The 15,915-nt window shown below is 49.3% G+C and carries 16 protein-coding genes; all 16 read left to right on the top strand.

The genetic code is table 11. The features are described 5' to 3' along the window. Positions 1–99: 99 nt before the first annotated feature. The 16 genes from sleB to AC1DF0_RS20135 all read left to right on the top strand — a co-directional run bounded on the left by sleB (position 100) and on the right by AC1DF0_RS20135 (position 15,684). Complete coding sequence (gene sleB / locus AC1DF0_RS20210) at positions 100–882, top strand: spore cortex-lytic enzyme (RefSeq protein WP_477575113.1); 783 nt, start codon at positions 100–102, stop codon at positions 880–882. A 172-nt stretch (positions 883–1,054) separates the two neighbouring features. Further along, complete coding sequence (yfmF, locus tag AC1DF0_RS20205; RefSeq protein WP_477575112.1) at positions 1,055–2,329, top strand: EF-P 5-aminopentanol modification-associated protein YfmF; 1,275 nt, start codon at positions 1,055–1,057, stop codon at positions 2,327–2,329. Between the two features lie 4 nt (positions 2,330–2,333). Continuing rightward, positions 2,334–3,620 (top strand): EF-P 5-aminopentanol modification-associated protein YfmH, encoded by a 1,287-nt coding sequence (gene yfmH / locus AC1DF0_RS20200; RefSeq protein ID WP_442050892.1) that lies wholly within the window; start codon positions 2,334–2,336, stop codon positions 3,618–3,620. Positions 3,621–3,634: 14 nt separating this feature from the next. Then, positions 3,635–4,363, top strand: a complete 729-nt coding sequence (ymfI, locus tag AC1DF0_RS20195; RefSeq protein ID WP_337103030.1) for an elongation factor P 5-aminopentanone reductase — start codon at positions 3,635–3,637, stop codon at positions 4,361–4,363. Positions 4,364–4,474: 111 nt separating this feature from the next. Next, positions 4,475–4,726: a DUF3243 domain-containing protein gene (locus AC1DF0_RS20190; RefSeq protein ID WP_442050891.1), complete on the top strand. Its 252-nt coding sequence runs from the start codon at positions 4,475–4,477 to the stop codon at positions 4,724–4,726. 202 nt (positions 4,727–4,928) lie between these two features. Further along, positions 4,929–5,696, top strand: coding sequence for a DUF3388 domain-containing protein (locus tag AC1DF0_RS20185; protein ID WP_337102997.1), 768 nt, complete (start codon positions 4,929–4,931; stop codon positions 5,694–5,696). A gap of 25 nt (positions 5,697–5,721) precedes the next feature. Next, entirely contained in the window at positions 5,722–6,648 is a 927-nt protein-coding gene (locus tag AC1DF0_RS20180) for a helix-turn-helix domain-containing protein (protein WP_442050890.1), read from the top strand. 23 nt (positions 6,649–6,671) lie between these two features. Then, entirely contained in the window at positions 6,672–7,163 is a 492-nt protein-coding gene (locus tag AC1DF0_RS20175; RefSeq protein ID WP_442050889.1) for a YajQ family cyclic di-GMP-binding protein, read from the top strand. Between the two features lie 252 nt (positions 7,164–7,415). Then, positions 7,416–7,991 (top strand): CDP-diacylglycerol--glycerol-3-phosphate 3-phosphatidyltransferase, encoded by a 576-nt coding sequence (gene pgsA, locus AC1DF0_RS20170; protein WP_337102994.1) that lies wholly within the window; start codon positions 7,416–7,418, stop codon positions 7,989–7,991. Positions 7,992–8,082: 91 nt separating this feature from the next. Continuing rightward, a complete protein-coding gene (locus AC1DF0_RS20165) occupies positions 8,083–9,333 on the top strand; it encodes a competence/damage-inducible protein A (protein WP_477575111.1) in 1,251 nt (416 codons plus the stop codon). Between the two features lie 273 nt (positions 9,334–9,606). Then, a complete protein-coding gene (gene recA, locus AC1DF0_RS20160; protein WP_442050887.1) occupies positions 9,607–10,659 on the top strand; it encodes a recombinase RecA in 1,053 nt (350 codons plus the stop codon). Between the two features lie 132 nt (positions 10,660–10,791). Further along, positions 10,792–11,481, top strand: coding sequence for a RecX family transcriptional regulator (locus tag AC1DF0_RS20155; RefSeq protein WP_442050886.1), 690 nt, complete (start codon positions 10,792–10,794; stop codon positions 11,479–11,481). Positions 11,482–11,693: 212 nt separating this feature from the next. Further along, on the top strand, positions 11,694–13,235 hold the full coding sequence (gene rny / locus AC1DF0_RS20150) for a ribonuclease Y (RefSeq protein WP_477575110.1): 1,542 nt from the start codon (positions 11,694–11,696) through the stop codon (positions 13,233–13,235). Between the two features lie 90 nt (positions 13,236–13,325). Continuing rightward, positions 13,326–14,126 (top strand): TIGR00282 family metallophosphoesterase, encoded by an 801-nt coding sequence (locus AC1DF0_RS20145; RefSeq protein ID WP_337102989.1) that lies wholly within the window; start codon positions 13,326–13,328, stop codon positions 14,124–14,126. A gap of 136 nt (positions 14,127–14,262) precedes the next feature. Then, positions 14,263–14,523, top strand: coding sequence for a stage V sporulation protein S (locus tag AC1DF0_RS20140; protein WP_006036664.1), 261 nt, complete (start codon positions 14,263–14,265; stop codon positions 14,521–14,523). A 225-nt stretch (positions 14,524–14,748) separates the two neighbouring features. After that, on the top strand, positions 14,749–15,684 hold the full coding sequence (locus AC1DF0_RS20135) for a dipeptidase (RefSeq protein ID WP_477575109.1): 936 nt from the start codon (positions 14,749–14,751) through the stop codon (positions 15,682–15,684). Positions 15,685–15,915: the final 231 nt, after the last annotated feature.

The following is a 15,915-nucleotide window of genomic DNA, read 5'->3' as shown; positions in this document are numbered from 1 at the left end:
GCTGGCAGAGGTGCATAGAAGCAGGATTACTTTCTCATAATAAGGTTAGGTAACGCTCACTTCAGCGAACTAACTTGCAAGAGAAAGGCAGATCCCTTCATGAAAAACCGTTTGATTGTGGTGACCTCGGTCATTGTGCTGATCTTGTTCGGCACTTTCTCCTTGCTGCGAAGCTATTCGAATGAAGCAGCCGAAACATTTAGCAGCGCAATACTCAAGGTGGGCTCCTCAGGCTCGGATGTATACGAGTTGCAAGGTCGATTGAAATATTTGGGCTATTATAATGGCAAGATCGACGGGCAATTCGGTACAACGACCAAAAATGCAGTAACGTGGTTTCAATGGAAGTTCGGACTTAAGTCAGACGGGGTCGTAGGCAGCAAGACGAAGCTGAAGCTCTGGGAAGCAACCAAGTCGTGGAAGCCGACTGCTGCGGATTCGCCTTCAACAGGCGGCGGCAGCGGGGCGAGCAATGAGACGGCAACCGGCGATTCTACTTCGATCGGTCAATCGAATCGGCTTGGCTTGACCGATAACGATCTGAAGATTATGGCGAATGCCGTATATGGAGAAGCGCGCGGCGAGCCTTATGAAGGCCAAGTTGCAGTTGCGGCTGTCATCCTGAATCGTCTGAAATCAGAGAGCTTTCCGAATACGATCTACGGCGTCATATTCCAACCTGGCGCTTTCACTGCAGTTGCAGACGGCCAAATTTACTTAACGCCGAACGAACGTGCCAAAGATGCAGTAGAGGATGCGATTAACGGCTGGGACCCATCCGGCGGTTGTCTCTACTACTTCAATCCGGTCACGGCTACATCGAAATGGATATGGACGCGAACGCAAATCAAGACGATTGGCAAACACATATTTTGCATGTAATCTACATCGCAACAAAGAGAGGAAGCAGCCGCTACTGCCATGCGCAGCGTCGGTTGCTTCTTCCATTTCTTATAGGGTAGAATGGTATAGCAGATGGTCATTTGGAATAGATTATGTTTAAAATCGGTCTACGTGTTTACATAACTGTAAGAGCGAAAGGAGCTAACCTTTAGTGACCCAATTCGAGAGAGGGCAGTTGGAGCGTATTCGGCTTCATGTATTGCCGACGAAACGATTCAAGACGTTTGCTATATCGTTATTTGCAGGACTTCCGCTTGAGGAAGATAACGTAACGCCTGTAGCTCTTATTCCGTTCGTGCTGCGCAGAGGCACAGCAAGCACGCCGGAGACGATTGCGTTCCGTGAACGGCTTGACGACTTGTATGGCGCAGGCTTCGGTTTTGATGTATATAAGCGAGGCGATGCACAGATCGTGCAATTCCGTCTCGATGTGATTAACGATCAATTTGTCTCGAGCGACGTTCCGCTTCTAGACGAATCGATCACATTCCTTGGCGAAGTGTTCACTGATCCTGCGAAGGAGAAGGAGGCGTTCAGAGCCAAATATGTAGATGCCGAGAAGGAGACCCTTCGCAAGCGGCTCGAGTCTATCGTCAACGATAAGATTCGTTATGCGGCTGAGCGCTGTCTCGAGGAAATGTGCAAGGATGAGCCTTATAGGCTTCATCCGCTCGGCAAGCTTGAGGAGATTAACGAGATCACGCCGACATCGCTCTTGGAACGCTATGAGCACTGGCTGGAGCAAGCAGCGCTTGATTTGTATGTCGTAGGCGATACGACACTGGAGGAAGTGACTCAGCTTGTCGCAAAGGCATTCCAGTTGAAGCCTGGCACACCTGCAGGCTATAGCTTGCCGGATGTTAAGCATCAAGTAAGCGAAGTTAAGACTGTCATCGACAAAATGGACGTTAACCAAGGCAAGCTTAATATGGGTCTTCGCACAGGCGTAGGCTACGCAGACGACGATTACCCTGCAGCGCTTATGTATAACGGGATTCTTGGCGGCTACCCGCATTCGAAGTTATTCCTTAACGTGCGCGAGAAAGAAAGTCTTGCCTATTACGCAGCTTCCCGTCTCGATGGTCATAAGGGCATTTGCACGATTCAGTCAGGCATCGAAATCAAAAACTACGAAAAAGCCGTTACCATAATAAAGGAACAGCTTGAATCGCTGCGCCAAGGCCAAATTTCAGAGCTGGAGCTCGATCAGACGAAAGCGATGATTGCGAATCATTTGCGCGAATTGCAAGACTCGGCTTACGAAATGATCGCTTACGACTTCAACGGTGTGCTGACAGGCAATGAACGCAGCGCGAAGCAACTGCTGGAGCAGGTTCAAGCGGTTACGGCTGAGGACATCGTGCGCGTAGCGAACCGCGTACAGCTTGATACCGTCTACTTCTTGCGCGATCGAAAGGAGGCATAATAGCGTGGAAACGTTGAACTATCCGAATGTACAGGAGACGCTTTATCGCGAAATTTTGGATAACGGCCTGGAAGTGATTGTGTTGCCGAAGGAAGGCTTCCAGAAGACGTATGCCACTTTCTCGACGAAATACGGCTCGATCGACAACAACTTTGCGGTTGGCACCGAAGAACCTGTGAAAGTACCGGACGGTATTGCGCACTTCCTGGAGCACAAAATGTTCGAAGAGCCGACCGGCGACATCTTTGCCGTATTCGCCGCACAGGGCGCTTCGGCAAACGCCTTTACGAGCTTCGATCGGACCGTCTATTTGTTCTCCGCAACCGAACAGATTAATGCCAATCTGGAGACGCTCATTAATTTTGTCCAAAATCCTTATTTCACTGATACGAATGTCGATAAGGAAAAAGGCATCATCGAGCAGGAAATCAACATGTACAGGGATAACGCCGACTGGCGAGTATACTTCGGCTTGATTGACGCCTTGTATCACAATCATCCCGTGCATATCGATATTGCCGGCACGGTCGAGTCCATCTACCAGATCGACAAGGAAACGCTGTATCGCTGTTACGAAACGTTTTATCACCCGTCCAACATGCTACTGTTCGTGGTTGGCGGCGTCAAGGCCGATGAAGTGTTTGATCTCGTGCGAGCTAACCAAAACAGCAAGACGTTCAGGCCGCAAGGCGAAATACGGCGCTTCTTTGACGATGAGCCTTCTTCGGTCAAAATAACGCGTAAAGTATCCGAGCTTCCTGTCTCGCTTCCGAAAGTGATGATCGGCTTTAAGGAGAAGGAGGTTGGTCTCGAAGGCGAAGCGCTGCTCCGTCAAGAGGTCGAAACGAAGCTTATGCTTGACGCGCTGATCGGCCCAAGCTCGAAGCTCTATCAGAGCCTGTATGAGCAAGACTTGATCTCCGATTCTTTCGGACATGAATTCAATTCAAGCAGCGGTTATTCATTCTCGGTTGTCGGCGGCGATACGCCGAAGCCGGATGAACTGATTGCTCAGATCAAGCAAGCAGTGGAAGCGCTACTGGAGTCCGGTATCGAGCCTGCGGCGTTCGAGCGATCCAAACGCAAAAAAATCGGCGGATATCTCCGGATGCTTAATTCCCCAGAAGCGATTGCCGGCGAGTTTACGAGATACCGCTTCCGCGACAGCGATATGTTCGATGTGCTGGCATTCTACGAAAGCTGCACACTAGATCAAATTAATGAACGTCTTCGCGGACATTTCGACTTTAATCAAATGTCCGTGTCGATCGTACAATCGCCTGCGGAGTGAAGACTTTGCAGCAAATGACGGTTTTGATTACCGGGGGAAGCCGCGGCATCGGGGCGGCCATCGCCAAACGATTCGCCGCGGAGGGCGTCAACATTGTCATTCATTATTTGCATTCGCATGAAGCAGCTAACGAAACGGCTCGCACATGCATGGCGTTAGGCGCAAATGTATTGACCATCTCCGCCGACCTGCGCTCCAAAGAACAGCTTGAGCGGATGCGCGACAAGCTGAAAAGCCATCATATGCTGCCTGATATTTTGGTTAATAACGGAGGCATATCGCATTACGGCATGTTAATGGATGTGACCGAGCAAGACTGGGACGACGTCATGGCTGTTAATTTGAAAGGCATGTTTCTATGCTCGCAGCTATTCATGCCTCATATGATTGCGGAGCGTTTCGGCCGTATTATTAACGTGTCGTCCATTTGGGGCATCTCAGGCGCCTCCTGCGAGGTTCTATACTCGACGACCAAGGGCGGCATGAATGCATTCACGAAGGCGCTGGCTAAGGAGCTGGCGCCCTCTGGGGTGACGGTGAACGCGGTTGCGCCGGGAGCTGTTGATACGGTCATGATGGACAGCTTCAACGAGGAAGAGAAGGCTGCGCTGCAGCAGGAAATTCCGGTCGGACGATTCGGGTCGCCTGAAGAGATTGCCTCGCTCGTCTACTTCTTATCGTTGCCGGAATCATCGTATATAACAGGTCAAATTATTAGCCCGAACGGTGGATGGCATACTTAGGACAAGCATCCAATGTTGTGAAATCTCCGTTTGCTGAATAATCAAGACCTCAATATCGCATCATAAGGACTGTTGCTTATTCTTTTCCACACCCACAGGAGGCGAAGAGTCATGTCAACCGTCCTAACTAACTTTGCTACATGGAAGCATTTCTTGGCTGATCGCGTATCGCATGCTAAGAAGATGGGGATGACCGAGGAGACGATTGCGAGCTTAGCATTCGAGATCGGTTCATTTCTGGATGAGAAGGTCGATCCCAAGAACGAGGAAGAACGTCTTCTGAAGCAGCTTTGGGATGCAGGCGATGAGGGAGAGCGCAAGGCTCTCGCCAGCCTGATGGTGAAGCTCGTCCAGAAGTCTTAGGCCGCAAACTGCGTCCTAAGCGACCGTAATCGTCGCAATCAAAGTGAAACAGCAGAGGAGCCTCCGAAATGGAGGCTTTTCTGCAATGTTTCATGTGAGGTTGCAGGATTGTGATGAAAATTGTAGAATAATGCTTTATGACGTATAATTTTCCGCACAACCATTACGATTATGTTCAAATTTAGGACGGTGACAGCAGGCAATGGAAAAAAAACAGTGGTATATGGAGTACAAAATACATAAAAACCGTCCGGGCTTGCTCGGAGACATCGCTTCCTTGCTCGGGATGCTCGAAGTAAACATTATGACGATTAACGGCGTCGAGGATCGTACGCGCGGCATGCTGCTGCAGACGGACGACGATGAGAAGATCGAGCTGCTAGGCAAAATGCTGCAGAAGGTTGACAACATTACGGTCAACAAGCTTAGAACGCCTACGATTGTCGATATATTGGCCGTTCGTCACGGTAGATATATCGAGCGAGATTCCGATGACCGCAAGACGTTCCGATTCACGAGAGACGAGCTTGGCATATTGGTTGACTTCCTTGGCGAAGTGTTCAAGCGCGACGGCAATCAAGTGATCGGGCTGCGCGGCATGCCGCGTGTCGGCAAGACCGAATCGATCATTGCGGGTAGCGTATGCTCCAATAAACGTTGGACCTTCGTATCCTCGACGCTGCTTAGGCAGACGGTTCGCAGCCAGTTGTCTGAGGACGAGATGGGGCCAAACAATATTTATATTATCGATGGTATCGTAAGCACGATTCGTTCCAACGAGAAGCATCATGCGCTGCTTCAAGAGATTATGGCCATGCCTTCGACGAAGGTCATTGAGCATCCGGACATTTTCATTAAGGAGTCCCATTACGATTACAGCCACTTCGATATTATTGTTGAATTGCGCAATTCTCCTGATGAAGAGATTTCTTATGAGAAATTTACCGCAAATTATACAGACGACTTCTAAAGCAGGGTAGGAAGGAGGTATTTCAATGTCTGATTTGGGCGCGTTGCTTCGCAAAGCGAGGGAGCAGCGAGGGTTGTCGTTGGATGATATTCAAGAGACTACGAAGATTCGCAAACGTTATTTGGAAGCGATTGAAAGCGGAGATCATAGCATTCTGCCAGGCAGCTTCTACGTAAGGGCATTCGTGAAAAACTACTCCGAAGCGGTCGGACTTGATCCCGACGAAGTGCTGCGGCTCTATCAGCATGAGGTGCCTGCAGCCCAGAAGGAACAATCCGCAGAACCGATTCCTGTACGGGCGCCTCGCAGAGTGAAGTCGCAATCGTCGGAGCGTATGGGGAAAATCGGCTTTAACGTAATGATGTGGTGTTTTCTAATCCTTATTTTTGTTGTGGTGTGGATGTTTGTCATTAATCGTGACCCTAATCCGGCAGACAAGCTCGATCAGAAGACGCCGATTACCGATGCTTCGCAGCCTCCAACGGACAATAATGAAGGAAACGGCACAAGCACGGACAATCCGGTGCCATCTGCAACACCGGAACCGACTCAGGTTCCGACGACGGTTACTTTCGCCAGTAAAGTCGGCAAAGCGGATAAATACGATATCGGTCCTGAGGGAACGCATAAGTTGGAGATTAAGGTTAGCGGCGGCAAGAGCTGGCTCGAGATTCGCGTAGGCGGCGCAGGCGGCGAGAAGCTGTATTCGGCCAATGCGGATGACGGGACGGTTGAGACGCACGATCTAACGCAGACTTTGTATGTGAATGTCGGCCGGGCTGACCTCACGGAAATTACGGTTGACGGCGTCCCTGTTCCTGACGGCGACCGTGCCGGATCGAAGAAGCTGCTAATTAATCCGATCGTATCAGCGGGACAGCCGACCGATACGAGCGATACAGGAGAAACTGGCGGAGCGGGCAACGAGCCGGACTCCGTAACATCTGAATAGAAGTACGAGAGGAGAGATTGTGGTTGAGTTCAGAAAGTTCATTTGACATTGTATCAAAGGTTGATATGGCGGAGCTTGTTAATGCGATATCGCAAGCCGAGAAAGAGATCGAGACGAGGTTCGACTTCAAGGGCAGCAAGAGCAGTATCGCGCTTGAGAAAGAAGAGCTTGTTATCGGATCCGATGATGATTATAAGCTGAAGGCAGTTATTGACATCTTGTTGTCCAAGATGGTTAAGCGCGGCGTCCCGATCAAAAATATGGATTACGGCAAAATCGAAGGCGCCTCGGCCGGTACGGTCCGCCAAAAGATTAAGCTAAGACAAGGCATCGAGCAGGATGTCGCCAAAAAAATTAATATTTTGATTCGCGATTCGAAGCTTAAAGTAAAAAGCCAAATTCAAGGCGATCAAATTCGGGTGACGGGCAAGAGCCGCGACGATCTTCAAGCGGTTATGGCGCTTTTGCGCGGAGCGGAATTGCCGATTGAGCTGCAATTCATGAATTATCGATAACTTTGCATCTAGAGCTGCACAATGTTACATAGCCGCCATGAGCCTCGCTTTGTCGATCGTTCGCAAAGCGGGGTTTTGCAGTTTTTTTTCATACTATAAGATACAAGAAACTGCATTGGCTGTTTTTGACACATAGAAAACCATGTATTATACTTGAACTCGAAGTATTTGTAAGCTGCATGAAATTGGTTCGATCCATAAGGTACGTGTTACGCACACCTATGAGTTTGACATGTCCGGGGAGGTAATTGCATGAATCTGGCGAACCGCATAACGCTTGCCAGAATTTTTTTGGTACCAGTTATTATGTTGTTTTTGCTTATGAAAGTTGATCTAGGGTCGCTAACAATAGCCGACTTCACCATTACATACAATCAAATCGTTGCGGCGCTTATTTTCATAGTGGCGGCGAGCACGGATGGTCTTGATGGTTATATTGCCCGTAAGAACAAGATTGTCACCAATCTAGGCAAGCTGCTCGATCCGCTCGCAGACAAGCTGCTTGTGGCAGCCGTACTTATCTCGCTCGTTGAAATGGACAAGTTGAGCGCATTGATTGCGATCATTATCATTAGCCGTGAATTTGCCGTGACGGGTTTGCGACAAGTCGCTTTGCTCGAAGGTTCGGTAATGGCCGCCAGCAAATGGGGCAAATGGAAGACAGCCATTCAGATTACGATGATTATTGCGCTGCTTATTAACAATTTCCCATTCGCCTTCATCGATTTTCCTTTCGATGTCATTGCGAGCTGGATAGCAGCAGCGATAACGGTATACTCTGGCGTTGATTACTTCGTGAAGAATAAGAAATTAATTCCCGTAGAATAGCCGATAAGCATCTTTCCGATTAAAGGAAGGGTGCTTTTGCATATAGTAGGATATTAGAACGCTCACGCATGTAGCAAAGGAGAGGCTGCGGATGAAGGCAGAAATTATTGCGGTCGGCACAGAACTGCTGCTTGGCCAAATTGTAAATACGAATGCGCAGTATTTATCGCAAAAGCTTGCTTCGCTTGGCATCGACGTATATTATCAAACGGTTGTTGGCGACAATGCCGCAAGATTAAGGAAAGCAATCGAAATTGGTCGCGCGCGCGCTGATCTGCTTGTCTTCACGGGCGGACTTGGTCCGACACTAGACGATCTGACGAAGGATGTGCTGGCCGACTACTTGGGAAGAGGACTATATCTCCACTCCTCATCCATGGAGCGCATTGAGCACCTGTTCGGTTCACGGGGACTGCATATGGTCGAGAGCAATCGCCGCCAAGCGAATATGATCGAGGGCAGCGATGCGATTGACAATAGCGCCGGCCTTGCGGTCGGAAATGGCCTGGACGTAGACGGTACGCTTTATTTGCTGCTGCCTGGCCCTCCTAAAGAGATGAAACCGATGATCGACGGTCCTGGCGAGGCGTGGCTTCGAACGAAGCTGATTGATGAGCAGCCGCTATATTCGCGCCAGCTTAAGTTCGCCGGCATTGGCGAGTCGAACCTCGAAGCGAAGCTTATCGACCTCATTGAAGCGCAAAGCGATCCGACTATCGCCCCTTATGCGAAGGAAGGCGAAGTTGCGGTACGCGTGTCCACGAAGGCGGCAACGCTTGCTGAAGCTGAGCGGAAGATCGACGATATCGTCGATCAGATTAAAGCTAGAATCGGAGAGCATTTGTATGCGCAGGATGACATCCCGCTGGAGGAAGCTATCGTACAGCTCCTGAGAGGCTCGCGGCGCAAGCTGGCAAGCGCGGAGAGCTGTAGCGGGGGATTGTTCGCGGAGCTCGTTACGAACGTTCCTGGCAGCAGTGGCGAGTTCGTGGGAGGTGTCGTAACCTATACGAACGAGATGAAGCATCGGCTGCTCGGCATTCCGATGTCACAGCTCGAAGGAGACGGCGCTCCTGGGGCGATCAGCGAGTCGACAGCCGCTCTCATGGCTGAGCGTGTCAGACAGTTAGCCGATGCCGACTTCGGCGTCTCGCTGACCGGCGTTGCCGGACCTTCCGAGTCGGAGGGCAAGCCGGTTGGCCTTGTTTACTTCGCGATCGCGGAACGGGGCAAGGATACGCTCGTGCACACGACGAACCTAAGCGGAGATCGGGCGATGATACGCTTAAGAGCGGTGAAAGCTGCGATGTACCGGCTCTGGCAGGCTCTTCGGGAGCAGTGATTGGGTGCGGGTTGTAACGAAGAAGCCAAGCAGCCGATCTTTTTACTGGCAAACACTGATGCTGAAAAAAAGCTTGTCTTTTGTCGAAGGCAGATCTATAATCGGAAGTAGTTATCGGAAGAACCGTGGCGAAGAATACTTTGCTGCGGTTTTTTTATTGTCCTCTGGCATGCGCATCTAGAAAAAAAGCGAATGTATGTTCGAAAAAAATGCTTGGCAAGCAGTCACAAGTAAGGTATCATACAATTATAAACGATGAAGGATGTGAGTTTCTTGTCGGACCGTCGCGCTGCGTTAGAGATGGCTTTACGCCAAATCGAGAAACAATTTGGTAAAGGTTCTATCATGAAATTAGGTGAATCTACACACATGCAAGTAGAGACCGTTCCTAGCGGTTCGCTTGCTCTAGATATTGCGCTTGGAATCGGGGGCTTACCTCGTGGTCGTGTTATTGAAGTATATGGACCTGAATCGTCCGGTAAGACGACAGTTGCTCTTCATGCTATTGCAGAAGTACAACGTATTGGCGGACAAGCTGCTTTTATCGATGCGGAGCATGCACTCGATCCGCTCTATGCTAGCAAGCTCGGTGTTAACATTGATGAGCTGTTGCTCTCCCAGCCGGATACAGGCGAGCAAGCACTCGAGATCGCTGAAGCGCTTGTACGAAGCGGCGCAGTTGACGTTATCGTCATTGACTCCGTTGCCGCACTTGTTCCAAAGGCTGAGATCGAAGGCGACATGGGCGATTCGCACGTTGGTCTTCAGGCACGTTTGATGTCGCAAGCGCTACGTAAGCTGTCCGGCGCGATTTCGAAGTCGAAGACGATCGCGATCTTCATTAACCAACTTCGTGAGAAGGTTGGCGTTATGTTCGGCAATCCGGAGACAACACCGGGCGGACGCGCATTGAAGTTCTACTCCAGCGTACGTCTTGATGTACGCCGCGTTGAGACGCTTAAGCAAGGTAATGATATGGTCGGTAACCGTACGCGTATCAAGGTCGTGAAGAACAAAGTTGCACCTCCGTTCAAGCAAGCAGAGATTGATATTATGTACGGAGAGGGCATCTCGAAGGAAGGCTCATTGATCGATATCGGCGTTGAGATGGATATCGTTCAGAAGAGCGGTGCTTGGTTCTCTTATGAAGGCGAGCGTCTTGGACAAGGCCGCGAGAACGCGAAGCAATACTTGAAGGACCATAAGGACATTTCTGCTGTCATCGAGAAGAAGATTCGTGATGAGAGCAATCTATCGGCTACGGCGCAGCAAGCAAACTTTAACCAAGAGCCGCAAGAAGAAGACGAATTCGAAGATCTGGAATAGAGCTGCAACAGGCAGGATGAACTTATAGCTAATGTCGCTTCGCCGTCCCGTAAGGGGCGGCGAAGCTTCGTTTAAAAGCGACTTAACCGCCTAGCGGCAGTAACGTCAGCTTGTCGGGAGGTAGTCAGCACAGTGGGTGAGCAGCATTCGGAAGAAGATGGATGGATGATTATATCCGTTAAGCAAGACAAGAAGGAACGACGGAGATACCAGCTGTTCGCAGGATCAGAGGAGCCGTTATTAAGCGTCCATGAGGACATCCTTATAAAGTTCAGTCTTATGAAGGGCCGATTGCTTTCGGAGTCGGAGCTGGAAGAAATAAGAACGGAGGACGAGCGATATCGCGCTTATGCATTGGCGGTTTATTACTTGGGCTCAAAGCCGAGGACGAGAAAGCAGATCGAGCAGTATTTATTAAGGAAGCAATTCGAGGAAATGAATATTCGTTATGCGCTCGACCGTTTAGAAAGCGAGCATATTGTGGATGATGAACAATATGCGCTTCAATTCGCTGCTCAGCGGTTGAAGAGCGGTCTAAAAGGCAGACATTGGATTAAGCAGGAGCTGCAGCAGCATGGCATCTCGCAAGAGCTGGCCGGAGAAGCGCTGCGTACGCTGAATGGAGAAGCGGAGTTAGCATCCGCAACTGCAGCTGCTGGCAAAAAATGGCGTTCTCTCAAAGGCACGCCGAAGGAGAGAAAACAGAAGCTGATTGTCTTTTTGCTGAGACGCGGATTCCCGAGCGACATCGCTAGAGAAGCCGTGAAGTCAGTTGATAGCGATGAAGATGAGGATGCTTTCGACATGGATGAGGAGTACTAAAGGAAGCTGTAAGCCGTTTTCGCTTGACAATTGATTTTACGAAACGATAAAATGAGGATGTATTCCTTCTATTTGAATCAATTTTCCTTCCAAAAGTTGATTCGAAACGATTATTTTCGTCAAAATGGTAGATGAGAAACGGTTTGGAAACCGATTGAAAACCTAATATCATCCCAAGCGCAAGCTTGGTGTGCAACAAGGAGGTGAACAAGATGCATAATGCATATTGGATCTTGATCTGTCTCTTTGTTGGCGCAATATTCTTTGTGATTGGTTATTTTATTCGAAAGTCGATTGCAGAGGCTAAAATTTCGAGTGCCGAGCAAGCCGCAGTCCAAATCGTGGAAAACGCGAAGAAGGAAGCGGAGGCACAGAAAAAGGAAACCGTACTTGAGGCAAAAGACGAAGTCCACAAGCTCCGTTCGGAAGCCGAGAGAGACATTCGTGAACGACGCAATGAGGCTCAACGTCAAGAACGACGTTTGCTCCAAAAAGAGGAGTCGTTGGATAAGAAAATAGAAGCGCTAGAACGCAAAGAAGAATCTGTGGCCAACAAAGAGAAGCGGATCGAAGAAACGCAGGAGCAGATCGACTCCATCTATAAGCAGCAGCTCAGTGAACTTGAGCGTATATCGAGTCTGACGATGGAAGATGCGAAATCAATTATTTTGTCGAATGTCGAACAGGAAGTACGACATGAGACAGCACAAATGATTAAAGAGATCGAGCAGCAAGCGAAGGAAGAAGCGGACAAAAAAGCGCGCGACATTATTTCCCTAGCTATTCAACGCTGTGCGGCGGATCATGTGGCAGAGACGACGGTATCTGTCGTAACATTGCCTAATGAAGAGATGAAAGGCCGCATTATCKGGCGCGAAGGCCGCAATATCCGTGCTTTGGAAACATTGACCGGTATCGATCTCATCATCGACGATACACCGGAAGCGGTCATTTTGTCTGGATTTGACCCGATTAGACGTGAAATTGCTCGTACATCTTTGGAGAAACTTGTGGCTGACGGACGTATTCACCCTGCCCGTATCGAAGAGATGGTCGAGAAATCCCGCAAAGAAGTGGATGAGCGTATCCGTGAATACGGTGAGCAGGCTACTTTCGAGGTTGGGGTGCATGGCTTGCATCCAGATCTAATCAAGATTCTGGGCCGATTGAAATATCGGACGAGCTATGGTCAGAACGTATTGAAGCACTCCATGGAGGTTGCTTACCTGACAGGTCTGATGGCTGCCGAGCTAGGCGAGGATATTACGCTCGCGAAGCGCGCAGGCTTGCTGCATGACATCGGGAAAGCGCTTGACCACGAAGTGGAAGGCTCACACGTTGAGATTGGCGTAGAGCTTGCTAAGAAATACAAGGAGCATCCTGTTGTTATTAACAGTATCGCTTCCCATCACGGCGATTGCGAGGCAACTTCCGTTATCGCAATGCTCGTTGGAGCAGCTGATGCTTTGTCGGCTGCGCGTCCTGGAGCACGTCGTGAAACGCTTGAGACGTACATCAAGCGACTGGAGAAGCTTGAAGATATCTCCGAGTCGTTCGAAGGCGTTGAGAAGTCGTACGCGATTCAAGCTGGTCGTGAAGTGCGCGTTATGGTACAGCCAGAGAAGATCGATGATACGGAAGCGTTCCGACTTGCACGCGACATTACGAAGAAAATCGAGAGCGAACTCGATTATCCGGGGCATATTAAAGTCACCGTTATTCGTGAGACAAGAGCGGTCGAATACGCGAAATAAACAACGAACCACATATGCAATACCGAAAAGTGGCTGCTCGTCAGCCACTTTTCTGCATATAGCGTACAAATAGAAGGAAGTGGATTAAAAGTGAGCACGAACGTATTATTCATCGGCGATATTGTAGGCAATGTAGGAAGAAGCGCGCTTAAACGGGTATTGCCCGCGCTGAAGAGCAAATATAATCCGCATATTATTATTGTGAATGGCGAGAATGCAGCCGCCGGCAGAGGCATTACGGCGAACATAGCGAAGGAATTTTTCGAATGGGGTGTCCACGGCATTACGATGGGCAACCATACGTGGGATAATAAAGATATATTCGAATGGATCGACGATGAGCCAAGACTCGTGCGTCCGGCCAATTTCCATGAGAGTGCGCCTGGTCAAGGCATGGCTTTCATTAAAGCGGGCGGCAAGCAGCTGGCGATCATTAATTTGCAAGGAAAAACGTTCCTGCCGCCGATCGATTGTCCGTTCGCCAAGGCGGATGAGCTGGTAGAACAAGCAAGCCAGAAGACAAACAACATTTTAGTTGATTTTCATGCGGAAGCGACCTCAGAGAAAATCGCTATGGGCTGGCATTTAGACGGCCGAGCGTCGATTGTTGTGGGCACTCATACCCATGTACAAACGAATGACGATACGATATTGCCCGGCGGCACAGCTTACTTAACCGACGTAGGCATGGTTGGCCCGAAAGAAGGCGTTTTAGGTATGGAACGCAACGCAGTCCTTCATAAATTTATTACCCAAATGCCTGTTCGTTTTGTCGTTGACGAGGGCAAATGGCATTTGCATGCCGTATCCGTTCAGCTAGACGATGCGACGGGAAAAGCGACGAAAATGCAAAAAATTCGATTGACCGAGGACGAATGGCTGCTTATGTAAGGCTCAAAATCTTTGAAAAGTGCGACTATTCAGAATAGCATGTAAAGTGTGACGAATAAAGCAGGAATTTTTTAACCTCCCTCGAATACTATTTAAAAGTGGAATCCATCCAACATTCCCAGGGGAGGTACTTTTCATGGATGTATTAAAAGTTTCAGCAAAGTCCAATCCAAATTCCGTTGCAGGCGCATTGGCTGGTGTTCTCAGAGAGCGCGGCGGCGCTGAATTGCAGGCTATCGGCGCAGGGGCGCTCAATCAAGCGATCAAAGCAGTAGCTATTGCACGCGGGTTCGTCGCTCCCAGCGGGGTAGATCTCATCTGCATACCGGCTTTTACAGACATCGTTATTGACGGCGAGGATCGAACGGCTATTAAGCTGATCGTGGAACCACGATAATAACGAAATAGTAGAGCGGCGGCGGAATGTCTGGATGACCGATCAAATCGTTCGCCTGTTTACGTCGTAGACAGGTTTTTTTGACGTATAGGAAGGTATATGATTTTGCTCATACTTTCTCTATACGTTTCGACGAAACGATGGCGTCATAGAAAAGGACGCCGTCAGGCGTTTCTTCTTAAATGCATAGGTTTATTCATATTGTCCCTATAGGTGAGGTGCTACATGAAAGTTGTCGATTTCCATTGTGATGTGCTCTGCAAGCTGCTGGAAGACGAGCTGTTGACCTTTCAAAGCAGCAAGTCAGGCGCACTCGATGTTACATATGAAAGGCTGCAGGCAGCAGGCACGGTGCTTCAAACGTTTGCGATATACATACCGAGGGCAATAAGCGGAAGACTGGAACCGATTCTGGAAAGCATTGATCGATTTCATGAGCAGGTGCTGACATGCGAGAATATGGTGTGGGTACAATCCGCCAGCGATCTGGAGACTTGTCTGGCAACGGGAAAAATCGGAGCGCTGCTCTCGCTTGAGGGAGTGGACGGCCTGCAAGGGAATATGTCCATGCTGCGCACCTTGCATAGGCTCGGCGTTCGGGCGGCTGGCATGACTTGGAATAATGCGAATTGGGCAGCGGATGGCGTGATGGAGCCGCGAGGCGGCGGATTGACAGGCCTCGGGCGCCAATTCGTTGATGAATGCGATAAATGGGGAATCCTACTGGATGTATCTCATTTATCCGAACAAGCCTTCTGGGATACCGCGGAGCGGACGAAAAGGCCGATTATCGCTTCGCATTCGAATGCAAAGACGATATGCAACCACCCGCGCAACTTGTCTGATGACCAGATTAAGCGGATTATCGAGAAAGGCGGCATGCTTGGCATAACATTCGTTCCCTATTTCGTATCGGATGCGGAGCGGGTAACGATCGACGACGTTGTGCGGCATATTGAACATATGTGCGAGCTAGGCGGAGAGCGATCGATCATGTTGGGTTCGGATTTTGACGGAATCGATGTCTATGTGGAAGGACTAACCCATCCGGGTGAGCTCGTTAATCTGCGGGAAGCGTTGCTAAAGCGTTATACGGAGCAGCAGACGGAGCGGTTTTTCAGCGGAAATGCGATCGATTTTTTGCTGAAGCAGCTGCCTTAACAAAATATACATCTACGATCTAATTGCGGTATTGATTTCATCTAAACAAACTATCGTTCCCTATAAGCGTTTACATCTTGCATTTTGGCACTTTGACCATTAAAATTGTTGTGACTGTTATAAGAAGATACACATTTATCGCTAGATCATGTCGATATACGTTTCATTTTTAAAATATAAGAAAGTATAAATTTGCTGTTTATACTGTGCTTATATTTCAACGCGAAACGT

The organism is Paenibacillus sp. 05T425 (assembly GCF_056396205.1).
Note: the sequence above shows the minus strand (reverse complement) of the source record. Positions and strands in the feature narration are given on the sequence as shown.